This window comes from Chenggangzhangella methanolivorans (genome assembly GCF_042648545.1).
In the GTDB taxonomy this organism is placed as follows: domain Bacteria; phylum Pseudomonadota; class Alphaproteobacteria; order Rhizobiales; family Methylopilaceae; genus Methylopila; species Methylopila methanolivorans.
Genome location: NZ_JBHRXS010000003.1, coordinates 243624 through 262314 on the forward strand (window position 1 = coordinate 243624; position 18691 = coordinate 262314).

At 69.9% G+C, this 18691-nt stretch carries 14 protein-coding genes; 2 read left to right on the forward strand and 12 right to left on the reverse strand.

Annotated features, from left to right (window positions below; translation table 11 throughout):
- Positions 1–128: 128 nt before the first annotated feature.
- From ACFOWB_RS01505 to ACFOWB_RS01560, 12 genes are all read right to left on the reverse strand, one after another.
- Positions 129–932 carry a lytic transglycosylase domain-containing protein gene (locus tag ACFOWB_RS01505; RefSeq protein ID WP_378145297.1) on the reverse strand — a complete coding sequence of 268 codons (804 nt, stop codon included), beginning with the start codon at positions 930–932 and terminating at the stop codon, positions 129–131.
- 73 nt (positions 933–1005) lie between these two features.
- On the reverse strand, positions 1006–2175 hold the full coding sequence (locus tag ACFOWB_RS01510) for a calcium-binding protein (protein WP_378145299.1): 1170 nt from the start codon (positions 2173–2175) through the stop codon (positions 1006–1008).
- Between the two features lie 240 nt (positions 2176–2415).
- Positions 2416–5094, reverse strand: a complete 2679-nt coding sequence (locus ACFOWB_RS01515) for a nitrate reductase (protein WP_261401641.1) — start codon at positions 5092–5094, stop codon at positions 2416–2418.
- A 166-nt stretch (positions 5095–5260) separates the two neighbouring features.
- Positions 5261–6889, reverse strand: a complete 1629-nt coding sequence (locus tag ACFOWB_RS01520) for a sulfite reductase subunit alpha (protein ID WP_378145301.1) — start codon at positions 6887–6889, stop codon at positions 5261–5263.
- 160 nt (positions 6890–7049) lie between these two features.
- Positions 7050–8855: a NirA family protein gene (locus ACFOWB_RS01525; protein ID WP_261401640.1), complete on the reverse strand. Its 1806-nt coding sequence runs from the start codon at positions 8853–8855 to the stop codon at positions 7050–7052.
- Positions 8856–9023: 168 nt separating this feature from the next.
- A complete protein-coding gene (locus ACFOWB_RS01530) occupies positions 9024–10235 on the reverse strand; it encodes an NAD(P)/FAD-dependent oxidoreductase (RefSeq protein WP_261401639.1) in 1212 nt (403 codons plus the stop codon).
- Positions 10236–10352: 117 nt separating this feature from the next.
- Positions 10353–11150, reverse strand: coding sequence for an ABC transporter ATP-binding protein (locus tag ACFOWB_RS01535; RefSeq protein ID WP_261401638.1), 798 nt, complete (start codon positions 11148–11150; stop codon positions 10353–10355).
- Positions 11151–11161: 11 nt separating this feature from the next.
- Complete coding sequence (gene ntrB / locus ACFOWB_RS01540) at positions 11162–12076, reverse strand: nitrate ABC transporter permease (RefSeq protein ID WP_261401637.1); 915 nt, start codon at positions 12074–12076, stop codon at positions 11162–11164.
- A 70-nt stretch (positions 12077–12146) separates the two neighbouring features.
- Positions 12147–13460, reverse strand: a complete 1314-nt coding sequence (locus ACFOWB_RS01545) for a CmpA/NrtA family ABC transporter substrate-binding protein (protein WP_378145305.1) — start codon at positions 13458–13460, stop codon at positions 12147–12149.
- Positions 13461–13866: 406 nt separating this feature from the next.
- A complete protein-coding gene (locus ACFOWB_RS01550) occupies positions 13867–14970 on the reverse strand; it encodes a CmpA/NrtA family ABC transporter substrate-binding protein (RefSeq protein WP_261401636.1) in 1104 nt (367 codons plus the stop codon).
- The gene (locus tag ACFOWB_RS01555; protein WP_261401635.1) at positions 14967–15554 is read right to left on the reverse strand and encodes an ANTAR domain-containing response regulator; all 588 of its coding nucleotides are present in this window, start codon (positions 15552–15554) and stop codon (positions 14967–14969) included. The genes ACFOWB_RS01550 and ACFOWB_RS01555 overlap by 4 nt, the downstream gene beginning before the upstream one ends.
- 36 nt (positions 15555–15590) lie before the next feature.
- Positions 15591–16433, reverse strand: coding sequence for a LysR family transcriptional regulator (locus ACFOWB_RS01560; protein ID WP_261401634.1), 843 nt, complete (start codon positions 16431–16433; stop codon positions 15591–15593).
- Positions 16434–16529: 96 nt separating this feature from the next.
- On the opposite strand from ACFOWB_RS01560, the gene ACFOWB_RS01565 reads away from it, so the two are divergent.
- Together ACFOWB_RS01565 and ACFOWB_RS01570 are read left to right on the forward strand one after the other, a co-directional pair.
- Positions 16530–16934: a tautomerase family protein gene (locus tag ACFOWB_RS01565; RefSeq protein WP_261401633.1), complete on the forward strand. Its 405-nt coding sequence runs from the start codon at positions 16530–16532 to the stop codon at positions 16932–16934.
- A gap of 92 nt (positions 16935–17026) precedes the next feature.
- On the forward strand, positions 17027–18676 hold the full coding sequence (locus ACFOWB_RS01570; protein WP_261401632.1) for a hypothetical protein: 1650 nt from the start codon (positions 17027–17029) through the stop codon (positions 18674–18676).
- The last annotated feature ends 15 nt before the right edge of the window (positions 18677–18691 follow it).

Here is an 18691-nt window from a genome sequence, read left to right on the forward strand (position 1 = left end):
CGTACCCATCCCCGAGGTCGGCCGCGTCCGCCCCCAGGCGCCGCCGTCCGTCCCGCGCTCGCATGGCGCGGTCTCGAACCACAAAGCCACGGTTTTCGCCGTCTCGCCAAGTGAAAAGACGCGGAGCCTCACTCGACGATCCGCAGCGAGACCGCGCCGGCCCGGTCGAGCGACTTGCGCTTGAGATCGACGTTCGCCCAGTTGAAGCGCATGCGCACCCGCCCGTTCGCGAGCCTGCGCGCGCCGCGCGCCGGCCCGAGCCGTCCGGCCGGGCCCCCGAAGGTCGCGACCGGCACTTCGCCCGTCACCTTGAAGCCCGAGGCCGCGAGCAGCTCGCGGACCCGCACGCAATAGGCGACGGATTTGTGCGAATAGCGCGTCTCGCCATGGCCGGCGCGATACTTCATCACCGAGGCGCAGATGTTCTCGTTCGTCATGCGCCACGCGCCGGCGAGATAGCGCACGCCGTAGCGGACGTTGGTGGCCGGCTCGAACAGCTTCGGCAGCGGCTCGGAGAAGCCCAGCATGCGGGCGGTCGAGGGCAGGACCTGCATCAGCCCGATCTCGCCGACGCCGCCGACAGCGCGCGGATCGAAGCCGCTCTCGACGGTCGCAACCGCCTCGGCGAGTTCGGGCGGCAGTCCCTGCGCCTCCGCCTCCCGACGCACCAGCGCGCGAAGCTCGGCCTCGCCGGCGGGCGGCGTCGCAGCCGCCGGGGCACCGCCCTCGGGGGCGGTGATCGGCGCGGTCGGAGCCGGGGCCTCGGGCGACAGCGCCGCCGCGGGCGCGGCCTGCGGGTCAGGAGCGCTCGGGAGGGTCTGGGCTGGCGGCGGGGCCTCGGCGCGCGCAGGCGCCTCGAGGAACGCGATCGTCATCGCCGTCGCGAGCGCCGCCAGCGCGATCTTCGGCGTGACGCCGCCCGACAGCCCCAAAACGTCGCTCTCCGCATCGTCGTTCGCCCGCCGGCGGGGCGCGATCCTCGCCGGCGGACTGTATCACGAGCGCTCAGGCGATGACGAAGTCGTCCTTCGAGAGGTTGTTCACGTCGTCGAGCAGGGCGACGTAGACCGCGTCCTGCCCGCCCTTGCCGTCGGCGTCCCAATAGAGACGGTGGGTGTCGGTGTCGAACAGGAACGTGCCCTCGCCGGCCTTCCCCGCCACGGGGTCGGCGCCCACCACCAGCGCGAAGTCGTCTGTCATGTTCGCATAGCCGTCGGCGTCGAACACGAGCGAATCCTCGCCGCGGTGGAAGTCGAGCACCTGGTCCGGGCCATCCGTCGACTTTTCGAAGTGGAACTGGTCGCGCCCGAGCCCGCCGAACAGCGAATCCTGGCCGGAGCCGCCATAGAGCTTGTCGTCGCCCGCGCCGCCGTCGAGCGAGTCTCGGCCGCTTCCGCCCTTCAGCACGTCGTTTCCGGAGTCGCCGTAGAGCTCGTCGTCGCCAGAGCCTCCGTTGAGCTTGTCGGCCTTGGAGCCGCCGCCCAGCACGTCGTCGCCGGCGTCGCCCGAGAGCTTGTCCTTGCCGGCGCCGCCCTCGAGGTCGTCATGCCCGGCGCCGCCCGAGATCACGTCGTTTCCGGCCTCGCCCGCGAGCGAGTCGTTCCCGGCGTCGCCCGACAGCGTGTCGTTCCCGTCGAACCCGTAGATGAGGTCGTCGCCGTCGCCGCCCGAGATCACGTCGTCGCCGGCGCCGCCGTCGATGTCGTCGAAGCCCGAGCCGCCGAGGATCGAGTCGGCGCCGTCGCCGCCCTTGATTAGGTCGTCGCCGCCGCCGCCAGAGATCGTGTCGTTTCCGGCGTAGCCCTCGAGATGGTCATTGGCGTTTCCGCCCGTGATCACGTCGTCGCCGGACATCAGCTCGGCGGTGAAGGCGCCGGACTTACCGTCGACCGCGACCTTGTCGTAATAGTCCTCGAGCGAGTAGTTCGCGTCCTTGATCTCGCCGACGAGGTTTCCGTTCGGGTCGTAGAGCAGGATCGTGTCGATCGTGCCGTCGGTCGGCCGGTCGCGGCCGTCGAAGGCGAAGTCGTCTCCCTTGAACACGAGCTCGTAGCCGTCGCGGCTGACGAGCGAGACTTCGGTCTTCGTGCCGTAGTTGAACGCGGCGTTCGGATCGAAGAATTCGACGATGCGCAGATTGTTGACCGCGCGATCCGTGATCCGTGTGTCCGTCATGGCGTTGTTCCGTCCCGTCGCTTGTCGCCCCGCCGCGCATGCCCGCATCGGCTGGCCGGTGAGCCCCTGGCGAACGGGAGCGTGCTACCGCTTCCCGCCCACAACGGGGCGAGATTGCGGCCAAATGCGCCGCCGTTCGACCGCGGGCTTGGCGTCGCCCGCATGTCTTGAAACGGCGCCCGGGCCGCAACCCTGCGGAGGGATGTGACGACGGGTTCTACTGACGATCGATCCGCGCCGTCAGGCCGGCGCGAGCTCGGCCGCCCGGGCGCCGGCGAGCATCCGGCGGATCTCCGGCAGGCAGGAGCCGCAATTGGTGCCCGCCTTGGTGGCCGCGCCGACCGCCGCGGCGTCGGCGCAGCCGCCCGAGATCGCCGTCTCGATCTCGCCCTTCGGCACGCCGTGGCAGGCGCAGACGAGCGGTCCCTGCGCCGCGCCCTCGCTCGCCCGGCCCGCGAGCAGCAGGCTACGGATCCGCCCTTCCGAGATCGGCTCGCCAAGCTTGCCGCGGAGATAGGTCCAGGGGCTCTCCGACCGGCGCGCGCCGACGAAGAGGCAGGCCTCCAGCACGCCGTCGCGAAACACCGCCGCGCGGAACGCTCCGCGGGAGGGGTCGGCGAAGGAGACGATCTCGTCCTCGGGCTCGAGAGCGGGCAGCAGCGTCTCGAGGTCCGGCGCGGCGTCGCAGGCGAACAGCAGCCCGGCGCCGTTCGGAACGGCGGCCTTCGCCCACCACGCGTCGCCCTGGAGCGGACCGAATCCGCTGCGCGACAAGGCGAAGCCCTGGACCGCGAAGGCGACCGGCGCGACGGCGGCGGGCGTGGCCTTGGCGTCCGGCTGGCCGGAAATCGGGTCGTAGAGCGCGTGGACCAGCGCGCCGACGCGGGCGTCGGACGCTGTCTCGCCGGTCCAGTGGATCGGCGCGAACAGCGCGCCGGACGGCGCGCCTTCGGCGACGCGCACGCGCAAGGTCGCCGCGCCATGCGCGCTCGTCACCCGCGCGAAGCCGCCGTCGAGCAGTCCCTCGCGGGCTGCGTCCCCGACCGAGATTTCGAGGAACGGCTCGGGCAGATGGCTCGCGAGCCGCGGGCTCTTTCCGGTGCGCGTCATCGTGTGCCACTGGTCGCGGATGCGCCCGGTGTTGAGGCGGTAGGGATAGGCCGTCTCGGCCGGCGGCGCAGGCTGCGGCTCCACCGCGACGAGCCGCGCGCGGCCGTCGGCCGTGAAGAAGCCGCCCTTGGCGAAGAACCGCGTCTCGCGCCGCACCCCGCCGCGCGGCGCCGGCCATTGCACGGGCTGCAGGCGATCGTAGTCGCGGGTGTCGAGATCAGCGAGCGCGCCGATGTCGAAGTCGCGCGCGCCATCGTTCTCGAAGGCCGAGAGCGCGGCGTGCTCGCGGAACACTTCGCCGACCGTGCGCCAGGCGAAGGCTTCTCCATGGCCGAGGCGCCTCGCCACCTGCGCGATCGCCCACCAGTCGGGGCGCGCCTGCCCGGGCGGGGCCAGGAACGGACGCTGGCGGGAGATCCGGCGCTCGGAATTGGTGACGGTGCCGTCCTTCTCGCCCCATGCGGCCGCCGGCAAGCGGATGTGGGCGCCGGCCGTCACCGTGTCGGTCGAGGCCATGTTCTCCGACACCACGAAGCAGTCGAGCTTGGCGAGCGCGGCCCTCGCCTCGTCGGCGCGCGGCAGCGAGGCCGCGGGGTTGGTGCCCATGACCCAGAGCGCCTTGATCTCGCCGCGCCCGATCGCCTCGAACATGTCGACGGCCTTGAGCCCCTCGGCTTTCGCCATGCGCGGCGCGGACCAGAACCGGCGGACCCGATCGACCGACTCCGCGTCGAAGCCCATATGGGCCGCGAGCTGGTTGGCGAGCCCGCCGACCTCGCGCCCGCCCATGGCGTTGGGCTGGCCGGTGAGCGAGAACGGCCCCATGCCTTCGCGCCCGATGCGTCCCGTGGCGAGGTGGCAGTTGAGGATGGCGTTGACCTTGTCGACGCCGGCCAAGGACTGGTTGACCCCCTGGCTGTAGAGCGTGACGACGCGCTCTGTCTTCGCGAACAGGTCGAAGAAGGCGGCGACGTCGGCCTTCGCCAGCCCGCAGGCCTCCGCGGTGGCGCCGGCGTCGGGCGCGGCCTCCCGCGCCTTGCCGAGAGCCGCGTCGAAGCCGTTGGTGTGAGCGGCGACATAAGCCTCGTCGATCCGCCCCGCGGCGGCGAGATAAGCGAGGAGCCCGGCGAACAGGGCGGCGTCGGTTCCGCCCGCGAGCGGCAGGTGAAGGTCGGCCTCCTCCGCGGTCGCGGTGCGGCGCGGATCGATCACGACGATCTTCGTTCCGCGGCCGGCTTTCGCGGCCAGCATGCGCTGGTAGAGCACCGGGTGGCACCAGGCTGCGTTGGAGCCGACCAGCACCAGAAGGTCCGCGGTCTCCAGGTCGCGATAGGTTCCCGGAACGGTGTCGGCCCCGAAGGCGCGCTTGTGGCCCGCGACCGAGGACGACATGCAGAGGCGGCTGTTGGTGTCGACGTTGGCCGAGCCGAGGAAGCCCTTGAACAGCTTGTTGGCCGCGTAATAGTCTTCCGTCAGGAGCTGGCCGGAGAGATAGATCGCGATCGAGCGGGGCCCGTGGGTCTCGAGCGCTTTGCGGAAGCCCTTGGCCGCGGCGTCGAGCGCCGCTTCCCAGGCGACGCGCCGGCCGGCCACTTCCGGATGGAGCAGGCGCCCCTCGAGCGCCAGCGTTTCGCCGAGCGCCGAGCCCTTGGAGCAGAGCCGCCCGAAGTTCGACGGGTGGTCGGGATCGCCCGCGACCGTCGCGCCGCCCAGCCGGTCCGGCGTCGCCAGCACCCCGCAGCCGACCCCGCAATAGGGGCAGGTGGTGGCGGTCGGCGCGGGCGTCTGGTTCGGCGCGTGGACGTTCATCTGGGGCTCGTCGGCGAAGAGAAGCGGAGACGAACTGCGTGCTTCGAGAAGCCGGCCTTCGTCCGGCTCCTCAGCATGAGGACCGTTGTCGCTGCTCCGCCCTCCCTCATGCCGAGGAGGGCCGTAGGCCCGTCTCGACGCGCGCAGACGGTCTCCGCGGCGCCCATCAGTAGACGTCCGCCTGGTAGCGGCCGGCCTTTTTGAGTTCGCCGATATAGGCCTTCGCGCCCTCGCCCTTCGCGCCGTGCTCGGCCGCGATGTCGATCAGCGCCTTCTCGACGTCGGCCGCCATGCGCTTGGCGTCGCCGCAGACGTAGAAATGCGCGCCCCGCTCCAGCCAGCTCCAGAGCTCGGCGCCGGACTCGCGCATGCGGTCCTGGACGTAGACCTTCCTGTCCCCGTCGCGCGACCAGGCGAGCGAGAGCTTGGTCAACGCGCCTGCGGCCTCCAGCTCGGCGAGCTCCTCGCGATAGAAGAAGTCGGTCGCCTCGCGCTGGTGGCCGAAGAACAGCCACGCGCCGCCGGTCGCTTCAGTCGCGCGGCGCGCCCGCAGGAACGAGCGGAACGGCGCGACGCCGGTGCCCGGCCCCACCATGATGATCGGGACCTCGCCCGAGGCCGGCAGGCCGAAGCCATGGGCCTTCTGGACATAGACCTTGAGCTTCGAGCCCGGCTCGACGCGGTCGGCGAGATAGGTGGAGGCGAGGCCTTTGCGCATGCGCTCGGCGATGCGGTAGCGCACGCTGTCGACCGTCAGGCTCACCTTGCCGGGATCGGCGGAAAGCGCGGACGAGATCGAATATAGCCGCGGCTGCAGCGGATCGAGCGCGCCGAGGAACTCAGCCGCCGCCGGCGTCACGGCCGGAAATTTTTCGAGCGCCGCCAGAACGTCGAGGCTCATCAGATCGCCGTCCGGATCTTCGCCCTCGGCGAGCCGCGCGAGCCTCGTCTTGTCGTCCGGATCGCTCGCGAGCGCCCCCATCAGCTCGAACAGCGCGTCGGGCGCGGCCCCGAGGCTCACCTTGTCGGAGAGCCACACGCCGAAAGGCATGGTCTCGCCGTCATGGGTCACGGGCTCATCGGTCGACACTTCGAGGCGCTTGGCGACGAGGCCTGCGAGCTCCGAGCAGTTGGTGGCGAAAAGCCCGAAGCTGTCGCCCGGCTCATAGGTCAGGCCGCAGGCCGAAAGGTCGATCTCGACGTGGTTGGTCTCCTTGTCCGAGCCGTCGCCGTTGAGGCGCAGGCGCGACAGGAACGTCGCCTCGACCGGATGCTCGCGCGACCGGCCGAGCTCGATCGCCGGAACCGCGGGCGTAGGCGCCACGGCAGCGGGAGCCGCTGCGCCGCCCTCGAGATCCGCCGCGAGCTTCTTCAGCATGCGCTGCGTTTCCTTGCCGCCCGGAACGCAGAGGTTGAGCTTCTTCTCCTCGCCCGCGGCGATCGCGGCCGAATAGGTCTCGCACTGGTAGCCGCACTGGCCGCAGTCCTGCTGCGCCATCGCCGCGAACATCTTTCGCGAGACCGGCCGGTCTTTGGCGAGCTCCATCCGCTCGTCGATCGGCATCGAGGCGTCATGCCAGGGGGCGCCGTCGTCCTCCTCGGCCGGCGCGCTTTGCGCTTCGCCGGGGAGCGGGCTTCCGAGCAGCGCCGTCGCGGCGTCGCGCGAGAGCGCCTGCGGGCCGCCGTCCATCGACAGGATGCCGGCGAAGAAGCCGTTGAGCCAGGCGCGCTGCTCGGGGCTGAACGGCGCGTTCTCGGGAATGAGCGGAGGCAGGATCGGGGTCTGGGCGGTCATGGACGTGCTCCGACGATCGGAGAGGACACTGCTGGCTTCGAGACGCGCCTGCGACGCTCCTCAGCATGAGAACCGTTTGTGCGGCTGAGATCCTCCTCATGCTGAGGAGCCGGCCGGAGGCCGGCGTCTCGAAGCAAGCAGTCGGTTTCCGCGCCCGCCATCACGCGTCCTCCAGCTCGAAGATCGACTTCAGCTCGACGATCTCGTGGCGCCGCGTGAAGGCCGCGAAGGTCTCCTCGCCGTCGCGCTTGGCGAGGTAGCCGCGCAGCATCTTCTCGACGAGCGCCGGGCAGTCCTCGCCCTTCACCTTGGCGACGAGCTCGCGCGCGATGGTGGCGTCGGTCCCGAAACCGCCGCCGACCAGCACGTCGAAGCCGTCGACCGTGTCCTCCTCGCCGACCGGCACCCGCGCGCCGATCAGCCCGATGTCGCCGATGTAGTGCTGGGCGCAGGAGTGGTGGCAGCCGGTGGCGTGGATGTTGATCGGGGTGTCGACGGTGAGCCCGATCGCGTCGACATGGGTCGCGATCTGGTCCGCGAACCCCTTGGTGTCGGCGGCCGAGAACTTGCAGCCGCGGTTGCCGGTGCAGGCGACCAGCCCCGCACGGACGTTCGAAACCTCGGTCGCGAGCCCGATCTCGGCGATCTTCGCGCGCGCCTCGTCGACGAACTCGTCGCGGACGCCGGAGATCAGCAGGTTCTGCCAGACGGTGAGGCGAATATCGCGATCGCCATACTGCTCGGAGATGTCGGCGATCGCCCGCATCTGCTCGCAGGTCATCTTGCCGAGCGTGAGGCCGACGCCGATCCAGTTGTGGCCGGACTGCTTCTGGGGATGGACGCCGATATGGGCGAGCCGGTCGCTTTCGGGCCGCGGCGCAAGCGCGCCCGCCGGAGCCCGCACGAGCTTGGAGCCCAGAAGCTTCTCGACCTCCTCGAGGAATTTCTCGAAGCCCCACGCGTCGAGCACGTATTTGAGCCGCGCCTTGGCGCGGTCCGAACGGTCGCCGCTCGCGATGAAGACGCGCACGATCGCGTCCGCGACCTTGATGGCCTGCCCAAGCGGCACGATCACGCCGGTGTCGCGCGCGAAGTCCTTGTGGCCGGTGATGCCGCCGAGCGCGAGACGCCACCAGACGCCGGGCTCGATCCCGTGGCCGTCGAGCGCCTCGACCGCCTGGAAGCCAATGTCGTTGGTGTCCTCGAGCGCCGCGATGAGGCCGGCGCCGTCGAACGCCACGTTGAACTTGCGCGGCAGGCCGTAGAGCGAGCGGTCGTTCAGGATGTGGTGGTGCCACTCCTTGGCGTAGGGCCGCGTGTCGACAAGCTCCTGCGGGTCGATCCCCGCCGTCGGCGTGCCGGTGACGTTGCGGATGTTGTCGGCGCCCGAGCCCTTCGAGGTGAGGCCGAGGTCCACCAGCCCCTCGATGAACGGAATGCCGTTCGCGGCGTCGATCTCCCGCACCTGCAGGTTCGCGCGGGTGGTGACGTGGGAATACGGCCCGCCATGGCGCTCGGCGAGATCGGCCACGCCGCGGAACTGCCAGGCCTTCAGGATGCCGTTATGGATCCTGAGCCGGCACATATACGCGTCCTGCGTCGGGCCGACATAGAATAGGCCGTGGAAGCGGATGCGGAAGTCGTCGAGCGACTTCGCGAACTTGTTCTCCGCCGCGAGACCTTTCAGCCGCGCATAGGCGTCGAACGGGTGCTCCTCGCGCTTGGCCTTCTCCTGCGGCACGAGCTTCTTGCCCGCCGCCTCCTGCCTGGCCATGGCCTCGAGATGGACCGCGTCGGGGCCTGAAGGCGCCTGCTGCTGCGGCGCGGGCAGGCCCTTGTCGCCGGCGCCCTGGAACGGCACGGCCCCGCCGAAGCCCGGCGCGCCGCGCGAGCCGCGCACGGCCTGCACGCCCGAGACGAAGCCTTCGAGATAGCGCTTCTGGTCCGCCGAAAAATCGCCGCTCATCTCACACCCAAGAGTTCGAACTCGAACGGAACTGCGCGCTTCGGGACGCCCCGGCTGTCGCCGAGGCTCCTCGAGCCATGAGGACCGTTGGGAGCCTCAAACCTCCCTCATGCTGAGGATCGGCCGGCAGGCCGCGTCTCGAAGCACGCGGTCCCATCCCCCGCCTCCTCACGCCGCCATCGCGAAGCTGCGCCCGAAGGCGAGGTCGTCGCGCATGGCGCCGAGCGCCTCCCCCTTGGCGATCAGGTCGAGGTACCAGAGCGCGTCCGAGGCCTCGCCGACGAGGATCGCGCCGACGAGCCGGTCCTCGCGCACAAGGAACTTGCGGTAGTGGCCGTGGCCGGGATCGGCGAGCAGCACGGTCTCGCACCCCTCCTCGGCCTCGACGAGCCCGGCCGAAAACACCGAGACGCCCGAGACCTTGAGATTGGTGGAGAGCAGGCTCCCCTCATAGATCTCGGCCTCGCCCGCGAGATGGGCGGCGAGCGTCCTGGCGTGCTCGTAGGCCGGCGCCACGAGGCCGTAGACGACGCCGCGGTGCTCGGCGCATTCGCCGATCGCGAAGACGTCCGGATCGGAGGCGCGCATCGCGTCGTCGACCAGGATCCCGCGCTTGGCCTCGAGCTCCGCGGCGCGGCCGAGAACCGCATTCGGGCGCACGCCGCACGCCATGATGATCATGTCGGCGGGCAGCACCTCGCCGGTCGCGAGCCTCAGGCCCTCGACGCGGGTTTCGCCCAGAATGGTCTCGCTCTGCGCGCCGAGCGCGAAGGCGATCCCCTTGGCTTCGAGCGCGCGCTTGAGCGTCGCGGCGCCGGCGGCGTCGAGCTGGCGCTCCATCAACTTGTCGGCGAGATGCACGACGGTCACCGCGCAGCCGAGCTTCACGAGGCCATAGGCCGCCTCGAGGCCCAGAAGGCCGCCGCCGATCACCACCGCGCGGGCGCCGGGCGTCGCGAGCGCCGTCATCTTCATGGCGTCGCAGCGGTCGCGGAAGGTCAGCACCTGCGGCAGGTGGCCGCCCGGCAGCGGCAGCCGGATCGGCTCCGAGCCGGTCGCGAGCACGAGCTTGTCATAGGCCAGCACCCGGCCGTCGCGCAGCGTCACGCGTTTGCCCGCCCGGTCGATCGCCCGCGCCTCGGCCCCGGTGAAGAGGCGATAGCCGTTCGCGCCGTACCAGGCGCGCTCTTTCAGCGCGAGATCCTCGTCGCTCGCTTCGCCGGCGAGCAGCGAGGAGAGCAGCACGCGGTTGTAGGCCGGCTCCGGCTCGGCGCCGACGACGGTGACGTTGTAGCGGCCGGGGCAGCGGCTCTTCAGCTCCTCGAGGAGCTTCAGGCCCGCCATTCCGGCCCCCACCACGACGAGGCGTTCGCGCTCCATGGGTCAGGCTCCTCGCAAGGTGAGGCGCGACGCGGGGGACCCCTTCTCCCGCACGCGGGAGAGGGGGCGGAACCGATCCGCCTCATCGCCTGTGAAGCGTGCCGCCCCGCCCATCGCTCAGGCCGCCTCGACGAATTTGTGGCGCTCGTAGAGGAACTTGAGCACAGCCGCGCGGGCCGCGATGTAGGTGCGGTCCGAGACGAGCTCGAGGCGCTTCCTCGGCCGGGGCAGGTCGACGTCGAGAATCTCGCCGATCCGCGCCGAGGGGCCGTTGGTCATCATCACGATGCGATCCGACAGCAGCACGGCCTCGTCGACGTCATGCGTGATCATCAAGACCGTGTTGTTGAGCTCGGCCTGGATCTGCATGACCTGGTCCTGCAGATGGGTGCGGGTCAGCGCGTCGAGCGCGCCGAAGGGCTCGTCGAGCAGCAGCACCTTCGGCTGCATGGCGAGCGCGCGGGCGATGCCGATGCGCTGCTTCATGCCGCCCGAGATCTCGGAGGGACGCCGGTCCTTGGCGTGCTCCATGTTCACGAGCTTGAGCTTGTGCATCACCCAGTCGTGGCGCTCGGCCTTCGACTTCGTGCGGCCGAACACCTTGTCGACGGCGAGCGACACGTTCTCGTAGCAGGTGAGCCAGGGCAGCAGGCTGTGGTTCTGGAACACGACGGCGCGCTCCGGCCCCGGCTCGTCCACCACCTTGCCCTCGAGGAAGACGACGCCCTTGGTCGCCTGGGTGAGGCCGGCGACGATGTTGAGGAGGGTCGACTTCCCGCAGCCCGAATGGCCGATGATCGAGATGAACTCGCCCTGGTTCACGCTGAGCGAGATGTCCGTCAGCACCTCGTTGGTCATCGCCCCGCGGGTGAAGGACTTGTCGACGTGCTCGATGGTGAGAAAGGCCTTGCTCATGGATCTGGTCCTCAGGCGTTGGCCGTGCCGCGGGTGACCGCGACGGCGATGAGAGCGACGATCCGGTCGAGCACGAAGCCGACCGCGCCGACATAGATGAGCGCAAGAATGATGTCGCTGATGCGCGACGAGTTCCACGCGTCCCAGATGAAGAAGCCGATTCCGACGCCGCCGATCAGCATCTCGGCCGCGACGATGGCCAGCCACGACAGGCCGATACCGATACGAAGACCGGTGAAGATGTACGGAGCCGCCGCCGGAAGCATGATCTTATGGAAATATTCGATCGGGTTGAGCCGAAGAACCTGCGCGACGTTCTTGTAGTCCTGCGGGATGTTTCGGATGCCGACCGCCGTGTTGATGATCACGGGCCAGATCGCGGTGATGAAGATCACGAAGATCGCCGAGGGCTCGCCGTCGCGGAACGCCGCGAGCGAGAGCGGAAGCCAGGCGAGCGGCGGGATGGTGCGCAGCACCTGGAACACGGGATCGAGCCCGCGCATCGCCCAGGTGGAGGCGCCGACCAGCGCGCCGAGGCCGATGCCGACGATCGCCGCGAGCGCATAGCCGAGCGCCACGCGCTTCAGCGAGGCGTAGAGCTGCCAGCCGAGGCCCTTGTCGTTGCCGCCGTTGTCGTAGAACGGGTTGGCGATCAGCTCCCAGGTGTCGGAGACGACCTTGGAGGGCGCCGGCAGCGACGAGGTCGGCGACGAGCAGAGCACCTCCCACAGGATCAGCAGCACCGCGGTGGTGAGCAGCGGCGGGATCACGGTCGCGCCCCACTCCATCATGCGGGTCTTGGCCCGCGGGCTGAAGAACGGCTTCTTGGCCGCAGGCGCCGGCAGCGGCACGACCGTCGCGGTCGGCGCGGCCGCCTGTGGCTTCAGTTGCGTCACGTTGGACGTCGCGGCTGCTGTCGGGGTCATGGATGTCTCCGGAGAACGGGGAGGCCGGCGTCAGGCGGGCAGCCGCGAGGGACCGCCCCGCCCGGGACGCTCAGACCATGCGCTTGATGCTGAGGCTCTCGAGGTATTCGGCGGGCTTTTCGGGGTCGAACACCTTGCCGTCGAAGAACTTCTCGACGCCGCGCGACGTGGAGGCGGGCACGTCCGAAACGCCGAGCGTCTTGGCGGCCTCGCGCCACAGATCCTCGCGGTTGACCTTGTCGATCAGCGCCTTGGTGTCGGTCGTGCCCGGCAGATAGCCCCAGCGGATGTCCTCAGTCAGGAACCAGAGGTCATGGCTTTTGAAGGGATAGGAAGCGTGGTCCTTCCAGAAGTGCATGATGTAAGGCGAGTTCTCGACCACAGGTTTGCCCGCGCCGTAGTCGAACTTGCCCTTCATGCGGTCGGCGATGTCGGCGACCGGCGCGCCGATCCAGTTGCGCTTGGCGCAGATGGTCGCGAGCTCTTCCTTGTTCTCCATCTTCTCGCACCACTGCTGGGCCTCCATCACGGCCAGCAGCAAGGCCATCGCGGCCTTCGGGTTCTGCTCGACATAGTCGGTGCGCAGGGCGAAGGACTTCTCGGGGTGCTTGTCCCAGAGTTCGCCCGTGGTCAGCGCCGTGTAGCCGATCTTCTGGTTCTTTAGTTGCTCGTTCCACGGCTCGCAGACGCAAAAGGTGTCCATCGTGCCGACCTTCATGTTCGCCACCATCTGCGGGGGCGGAACCACGATGGTCTGGATGTCCTTGTTCGGGTCGATCCCGCCGGCGGCGAGCCAGTAGCGGATCCAGAGGTCGTGGGTGCCGCCCGGGAACGTCATGGCGGCCTTCACGTCCTTGCCCGAGGCCTTCTTCTTCTCCAGCGCTGTCTTGAAGGGCGCTGCGTCGGTCCCGAGCTTGAGATCGGCGTATTCCTGGCCGACCGAGATGCACTGGCCCGCCACGTTGAGGCGCGCCAGGATCGTCATCGGGGTGCCGGCCTTGTTCTGGGTCACGGCGCCTGACGTGATGAGGTACGGCATGGGGGTGAGGATGTGCGCGCCGTCGATGCCGCCGCCGCCCGAGCCCAGCACGATGTTGTCGCGCGTCGTCCCCCAGGACGACTGCTTGGCGACCTCGACCTCGGTCATCCCGTACTTGTCGAAGAAGCCCTTCTCCTTGGCGACGAAAAGCGGGCCTGCGTCGGTCAACGCGATGTAGCCGAGCTTGGCCTTCGTGGTCTCGGGACCGCTCCCTTGCGCAAACACGCCTGAAGGCGACAGCACGCGCGCGGCGGCGAGCGTCGCGGCCGTATAGGCGCCGGCGCGGAGCACGTCACGGCGGCCGAGGCCGGTGGTCAGCAAGGTCGACAGGTCTTTCTTGCTCATCGGGTCCGTCAAAGCTCCGTTGGCCCCTCGGGGCGGACATCGGTTACGCGGTAAAATCCGACCCTTCGCTGGGGTCCGGACATGAAAAAGCCGCTGACACGGCGCGCCTCATCGGCGTGTCGGTTCAGCGGCGGTGCTGGCGGCCCTTCATTGGGCTTCGGGGTTCGAACGTCAGCGCCGACGCGGAACCTTTCGCCAAGAGCTATTCAAGGCGCGTGCCAGTTCTGGCGCGGGCGAAGCGATCGCTCGATTTTCAAGGAATTCTAAATATCACAGGGCTGTGATCGCCCGGCTGCGGGCGATGAAGCGCGGGCCACGGCGCGCCCGATAGGCGCCGCGTCAGGTTGCACTGCACAAAACAAAGGCATCGGAGGCGCGCGCAATATGATGGCGCGCAACAGGCCCGTCAGCCGGCGCGGTCGACGAAACAGTCGACCGGACGCGGCCGCGCAGGCGCGGCGATGAGCCCCAGAGCGGCGTCGTAGACGTCGGGGCGGTAGACCGCCGCCGCCTCCTCGGCGGTCGCGGCGCTCGCCTGTCCCCAGCGCGCCATCTGGGCGTGCAGCCAGAGCGCATGTTCGGGATCGGGCCGGGTCTCGCCGTCCCGGTCGAACAGCAGATAGTCGGCGTCGAAGCGGGTTTCGGCGCCGCGGCCCGTCGGCATCCGGCCTTCGAGGCTCCGGCTGATGGCCTCGGCGCGCACGTCGAGGCGGTCGCGCGCGGCGAGACGCTCGGCGGCCTCCCACCGGTTCGTAGGATCGGACAGCCAGCGGGCCGCCGCATGGCAGGCGCGCAGCAGCCGCGCCGCGACGTCGGGGCGCTCGCCGAGCCAGCGCTCGCGCACCGCCAGCACCTTTTCCGGGCAGGAGCGGACGAGGTCGACGCCGAGATGGACGATGCGCCCGATGCCGAGCTGCACCGCCACCGCGTTCCAGGGCGCGCCGACGCAGAACCCCTCGACATGCCCCTGCTCGATCGCGTCGACCATGAAGGGCGGCGGCACCACTGCGAGCCGGACGTCGACGTCGGGCTCGAGACCCGCCGAGGCGAGCCACAGCCGAAGCAGGTAATTGTGCGTCGAGAACGGGAACGTCATGCCCAGGGTCGGCGCGAACTCGCCGTTCGCGCGCCGCGTCCGCACGAGCGCCGCGAAGGCGCGGGCCGTCGCGCGCGGGTCGGCGAGGTCGGCGTCGAGATGGCGCACGAGCTCGTCATAGAGCGGAAGCGACAGCGTGATCGCGTTGCCGTTGAGGTTGAGCGCCATCGGCGCGGAGAGCCGCTCGCGGATCGGCCCGAGACCGAGAGAGGTCGCGATCGCGAGCGGGGCGAGGAGATGGGCGGCGTCGAAATGGCCGAGCACCAGCCGGTCGCGGATGTTGGACCAGGAGACCTCGCGCGTCAGTTCGATGCGCACGCCCTCGGCCGCCGCGAAGCCGACGTCCGCGGCCATGATCGGGATCGCGGCGTCGACCAGCGGGATGAAGCCGACCTTGACCGTGTCTAGGCTCATTTCAGCAGCTCCGCGGCGGTGACGACCGCCTGCGCGATCTCGGAGATCTTCTTCTTTTCGTTCATGGCGACGGTGCGAAGCAACGCGTAGGCCTGTTCCTCGCCGATGTTCTTCTGGCGCATCAGGACGCCCTTGGCGCGGTCGACGACCTTGCGCTCCTCGAGCTGGCTCTTGGCCTGGTCGAGTTCGGCCCTGAGCTTGGCGAAGGCCTGGTGGCGGCTCACCATCGTGTCGAGGATCGGCTTCACCCGCTCCTTCTTCAGCCCGTCCACCACATAGGCCGAAACGCCGGCGTCGATCGCGGCCTCGATCGAGGAATGGTCGGTCTGGTCGACGAACATCCCGACTGGCCGCTTCACGGCGCGGCTCACCTGGAACATCTGCTCGAGCACGTCGCGGCTCGGGTTCTCGAGGTCGATCAGGATGACGTCCGGGTCGATCGCGTAGATGCGCTCGAGCAGGTTGGCGCGGTCGGGGATGCGCATCACCAGCGAATGCCCCGCCTCGCGCAGCCCGTCCTCGAGGATCGCGGCCCGGACGGGACTCTCCTCGATCACGACGATCTTGAGCGGGCGATCGGGCATTCCGCGGGGCGGACCTTTCTCAAAAGTGGGCTCAAGTCACCGTAGGAGCGAACGAACGCCGGCCGCGAGCGCGCGGATCGCCGCAGCGGCCTCCGGAGACCGCGCGCGCGCCAGCAGCACGACGGGCGAAGAGCCGAGCGCCGGCAGGCCGAGCGCCGGCCCGCGGTCGGGCGCGCCGTCGCTGCCCGCAAGCCCCATGGGCGCGACCCCGAAACCCGCCGCCGCGCCCGCAAGCAGCGCCGAACAGCTTCCGGCCACATAGGACTCGCGCCAGGAAAGACCCGCCGCCTCCAGCGCGCGGATCGCGGCGGCGCGCACGCCGCAAGGGCTCCCGAGGCTCGCGAGCGGCACGGGCCGGCCGGGATCGAGCCGGAAGCCCGGCGCCGCGCGCCAGCCGAGCGGGTCCTCGCCGAGCAGCTCCCCCTCCCCGCCGCCCGCCTCGCGGCGCACAACCGCGGCGTCGAGCGCGCCGTCGTCGAACATCGCCCGGATCGGTTGCGACAGGCCGACCCGCGCCTCGATCGTGGCGTCCGGCGGGAGCGCCGCCTTAACAGGCGCGAGCAGCCGCGCGATCGCGGCCCCGAGCGCATGATCGCTCGCCCCGAGCGCGAAATGGACCGCGGGCTGGCTTCCAAGCCCGAGCGCCGCGTCATGCGCGGCGAGGAGATCGCGGGCGCGGGCGAGAAACACGGCGCCGTCGGCGGTCGTGCGCACGAAGCGCGGACTGCGGTCCAGCAGCCTGCGGCCGAGCCGGGTCTCCAGCGCCTTGATGCGCTGGCTCACCACGGGCTGCGCGGTGTTGGCCGCTTCGGCGGCGCGCGTGAGGCTGCCGAAATCGGCGGCGAGCACGAACAGGCGGACGGAGTCGAGATCGAGCATCATTCAATTTTGCTATGATGAAACTCATTCTTTATGCGCTTCAGATAATGATGGCGCAAGCGCATGTTCGGGCCACCCCAAACCAAGGAGGCTCCCATGCCCATGATCGTCGTCCGCTACGTCACGCCCTCGCCCCGCCCCGGACTCGACGCCGAGATCGCCGCGCTCGCGTCGCGGCTCTCGGCCGAAAAGCTCGGAAAGGATCCCGGCGTCACCGCCGTTCTGGTGGAGCCCGCCGATCCGGGCCGGTGGTTCATCGCCGGCGAGCGTCCGGCCGAAGCCGGGCTGTCGGCCTTCTGGCTCGACATCAAGGTCACGGCCGGAACCAATGTGAAGGCCGAGACCACCGCCTTCGTGCGCGCCGTCTTCGACGGGATGTCGGGGCTGCTCGGGCCCGTGCACGACGAAAGCTACGTGCTGGTCCATGCCGTCGACGGCGACGCCTACGGCTATGGCGGGCGGAGCCAGAACGGCCGCTGGGCCGTGGCCAATCCGGGCTGAGCGACATGCGGCGGCGTAAGGGTTCTCCCTAATGGACGCCGCCGCGGCTCTCTCCAGAATTCAGGCCCCGCCCTCGAACGGTGACGGCAGGCATGACGATCGGACGGAGCCTCGCAGCCGTCGCGCTGGCGGCCCTCGCCTGCGGACCGGCGCTCGCCGCCGAGACGACGCGGATCAGCGTCTCGTCGGGCGGCGGGCAGGCCGACGGCGACAGCCAGAAATCCTCGATCAGCTTCGACGGCCGCTATGTCGCGTTCTCGTCGCGCGCGACCAATCTCGTTTCCGGCGACGGCAACGGCGCCTTCGACGTCTTCGTCCACGACAACGACACGGACGAGACGGCGCGGGTGAGCCGGGGCCGCGGCGGGGCGGAGGCCAACGGCGCGAGCTACCGGCCCGCGATCAGCGGCGACGGGCGGTTCGTGGCCTTCACGTCGACCGCCAGCAACCTCGTCGAGGGCGACACGAACGGCAAGGCCGACGTCTTCGTGTTCGACCGCCGGACCGAGACGACCGAGCGCGTCAGCGTCGCCGACGGCGGCGGCGAGGGGGACGGGCCGAGCGACTTCGCCGCGATCTCGGCCGACGGCCGGCGCGTCGCGTTCCAGACCGACGCGACCAATCTCTTCCCGGAGGACGAGAACAAGCTCTCCGACATCCTGATGCGCGACCGCGCCGCCGGAACCACGACGCTCATCAGCAAGAGCTCGAACGGCGTGCCGAACGAAGGCCAGAACATGACGCCGGCCATCAGCGCCGACGGCCGATATGTCGTGTTCTGGGGCGATTCTCAGGGCGACTTCAGGGTCTACGCGGTCCTTCGGCACGACACCGTCACCGGCCGGACGGAGTGCGTGGAGGTCATGGGGCCCCGGCGTTGCATGGAGAGCCTGCCGCAATTCTCCCCCACGGCGGTCAGCGCCGACGGGCGCTTCGTGGCCGTCCAGCGGTTCATCGACGGCGACACCGGCACGGACGAAACCTATGTGAGCGGCGTCGTCGCCGTCGACATGAAGACGGGCGAGGAAAGGATCGTCAGCCGCCCGGCCTCCGGCGATCTCGCGAACTACGACAGCTACCGGCCGACGATCAGCGCGGACGGGCGCTACGTCGCCTTCACCTCCGGGGCCTCGAACCTCGTTCCGGGCGACACCAACAAGAAATGGGACGTCTTCGTCACCGACCGCCTGTCCGGCGCGGTGACGCGCGTCAACGTCGGCGGGAAATCGCGGCAGGCCTCGCTCTACAGCGACCTCGCCTCGATCACGGCGGACGGGCGCATCGTCACCTTCTCCTCGCAGGCCCCGCAACTGGTCGACGGCGACACCAACGGCGCCTTCGACGTCTTCATGCGCGACCTCGACGCCGAGCCGGGAAAGAAGGCCGACATGCGGGTCGAGGCGCGGAGCGCGCCGCGCAAGGTCAGGCGCGGCGAACGCACGACGTTCTCCTTCGTCGCGACCAATTTCGGCCCGGACGCTGCGACCGCGGCCTCGTTCTCGCTTCGGGTGGAGAACGGGCGCCTGAAATCGGCCTCGAGCAAGCTCGGCGACTGCCGGACCCTGGGCGGCTTCGTCAGCTGCGACCTCGGCAAGCTCGCGCCGCGCAAGAGCGTGCTGATCAAGGCGGAGGTGGTCGCCGAGGACCAGCCGCTGCGCCAGTCCGCGCGGGTTCAGGCGGGGCCAGTCGATCCGGAGAAGGCCGACAACTCGCTCACCGTCACGTCCAAGGTCGCGAACTGACGTCCCGGTCCGGGC

What these genes read in the sequence shown, in the direction of transcription:
- ACFOWB_RS01510 (WP_378145299.1), bottom strand. Translation starts at nt 2,175, where the DNA reads ATGACGGACACACGGATCACGGATCGCGCGGTCAACAATCTGCGCATC.
- ACFOWB_RS01515 (WP_261401641.1), bottom strand. Translation starts at nt 5,094, where the DNA reads ATGAACGTCCACGCGCCGAACCAGACGCCCGCGCCGACCGCCACCACC.
- ACFOWB_RS01520 (WP_378145301.1), bottom strand. Translation starts at nt 6,889, where the DNA reads ATGACCGCCCAGACCCCGATCCTGCCTCCGCTCATTCCCGAGAACGCG.
- ACFOWB_RS01525 (WP_261401640.1), bottom strand. Translation starts at nt 8,855, where the DNA reads ATGAGCGGCGATTTTTCGGCGGACCAGAAGCGCTATCTCGAAGGCTTC.
- ACFOWB_RS01530 (WP_261401639.1), bottom strand. Translation starts at nt 10,235, where the DNA reads ATGGAGCGCGAACGCCTCGTCGTGGTGGGGGCCGGAATGGCGGGCCTG.
- ACFOWB_RS01535 (WP_261401638.1), bottom strand. Translation starts at nt 11,150, where the DNA reads ATGAGCAAGGCCTTTCTCACCATCGAGCACGTCGACAAGTCCTTCACC.
- ntrB (WP_261401637.1), bottom strand. Translation starts at nt 12,076, where the DNA reads ATGACCCCGACAGCAGCCGCGACGTCCAACGTGACGCAACTGAAGCCA.
- ACFOWB_RS01545 (WP_378145305.1), bottom strand. Translation starts at nt 13,460, where the DNA reads ATGAGCAAGAAAGACCTGTCGACCTTGCTGACCACCGGCCTCGGCCGC.
- ACFOWB_RS01550 (WP_261401636.1), bottom strand. Translation starts at nt 14,970, where the DNA reads ATGAGCCTAGACACGGTCAAGGTCGGCTTCATCCCGCTGGTCGACGCC.
- ACFOWB_RS01555 (WP_261401635.1), bottom strand. Translation starts at nt 15,554, where the DNA reads ATGCCCGATCGCCCGCTCAAGATCGTCGTGATCGAGGAGAGTCCCGTC.
- ACFOWB_RS01560 (WP_261401634.1), bottom strand. Translation starts at nt 16,433, where the DNA reads ATGCTCGATCTCGACTCCGTCCGCCTGTTCGTGCTCGCCGCCGATTTC.
- ACFOWB_RS01565 (WP_261401633.1), top strand. Translation starts at nt 16,530, where the DNA reads ATGCCCATGATCGTCGTCCGCTACGTCACGCCCTCGCCCCGCCCCGGA.
- ACFOWB_RS01570 (WP_261401632.1), top strand. Translation starts at nt 17,027, where the DNA reads ATGACGATCGGACGGAGCCTCGCAGCCGTCGCGCTGGCGGCCCTCGCC.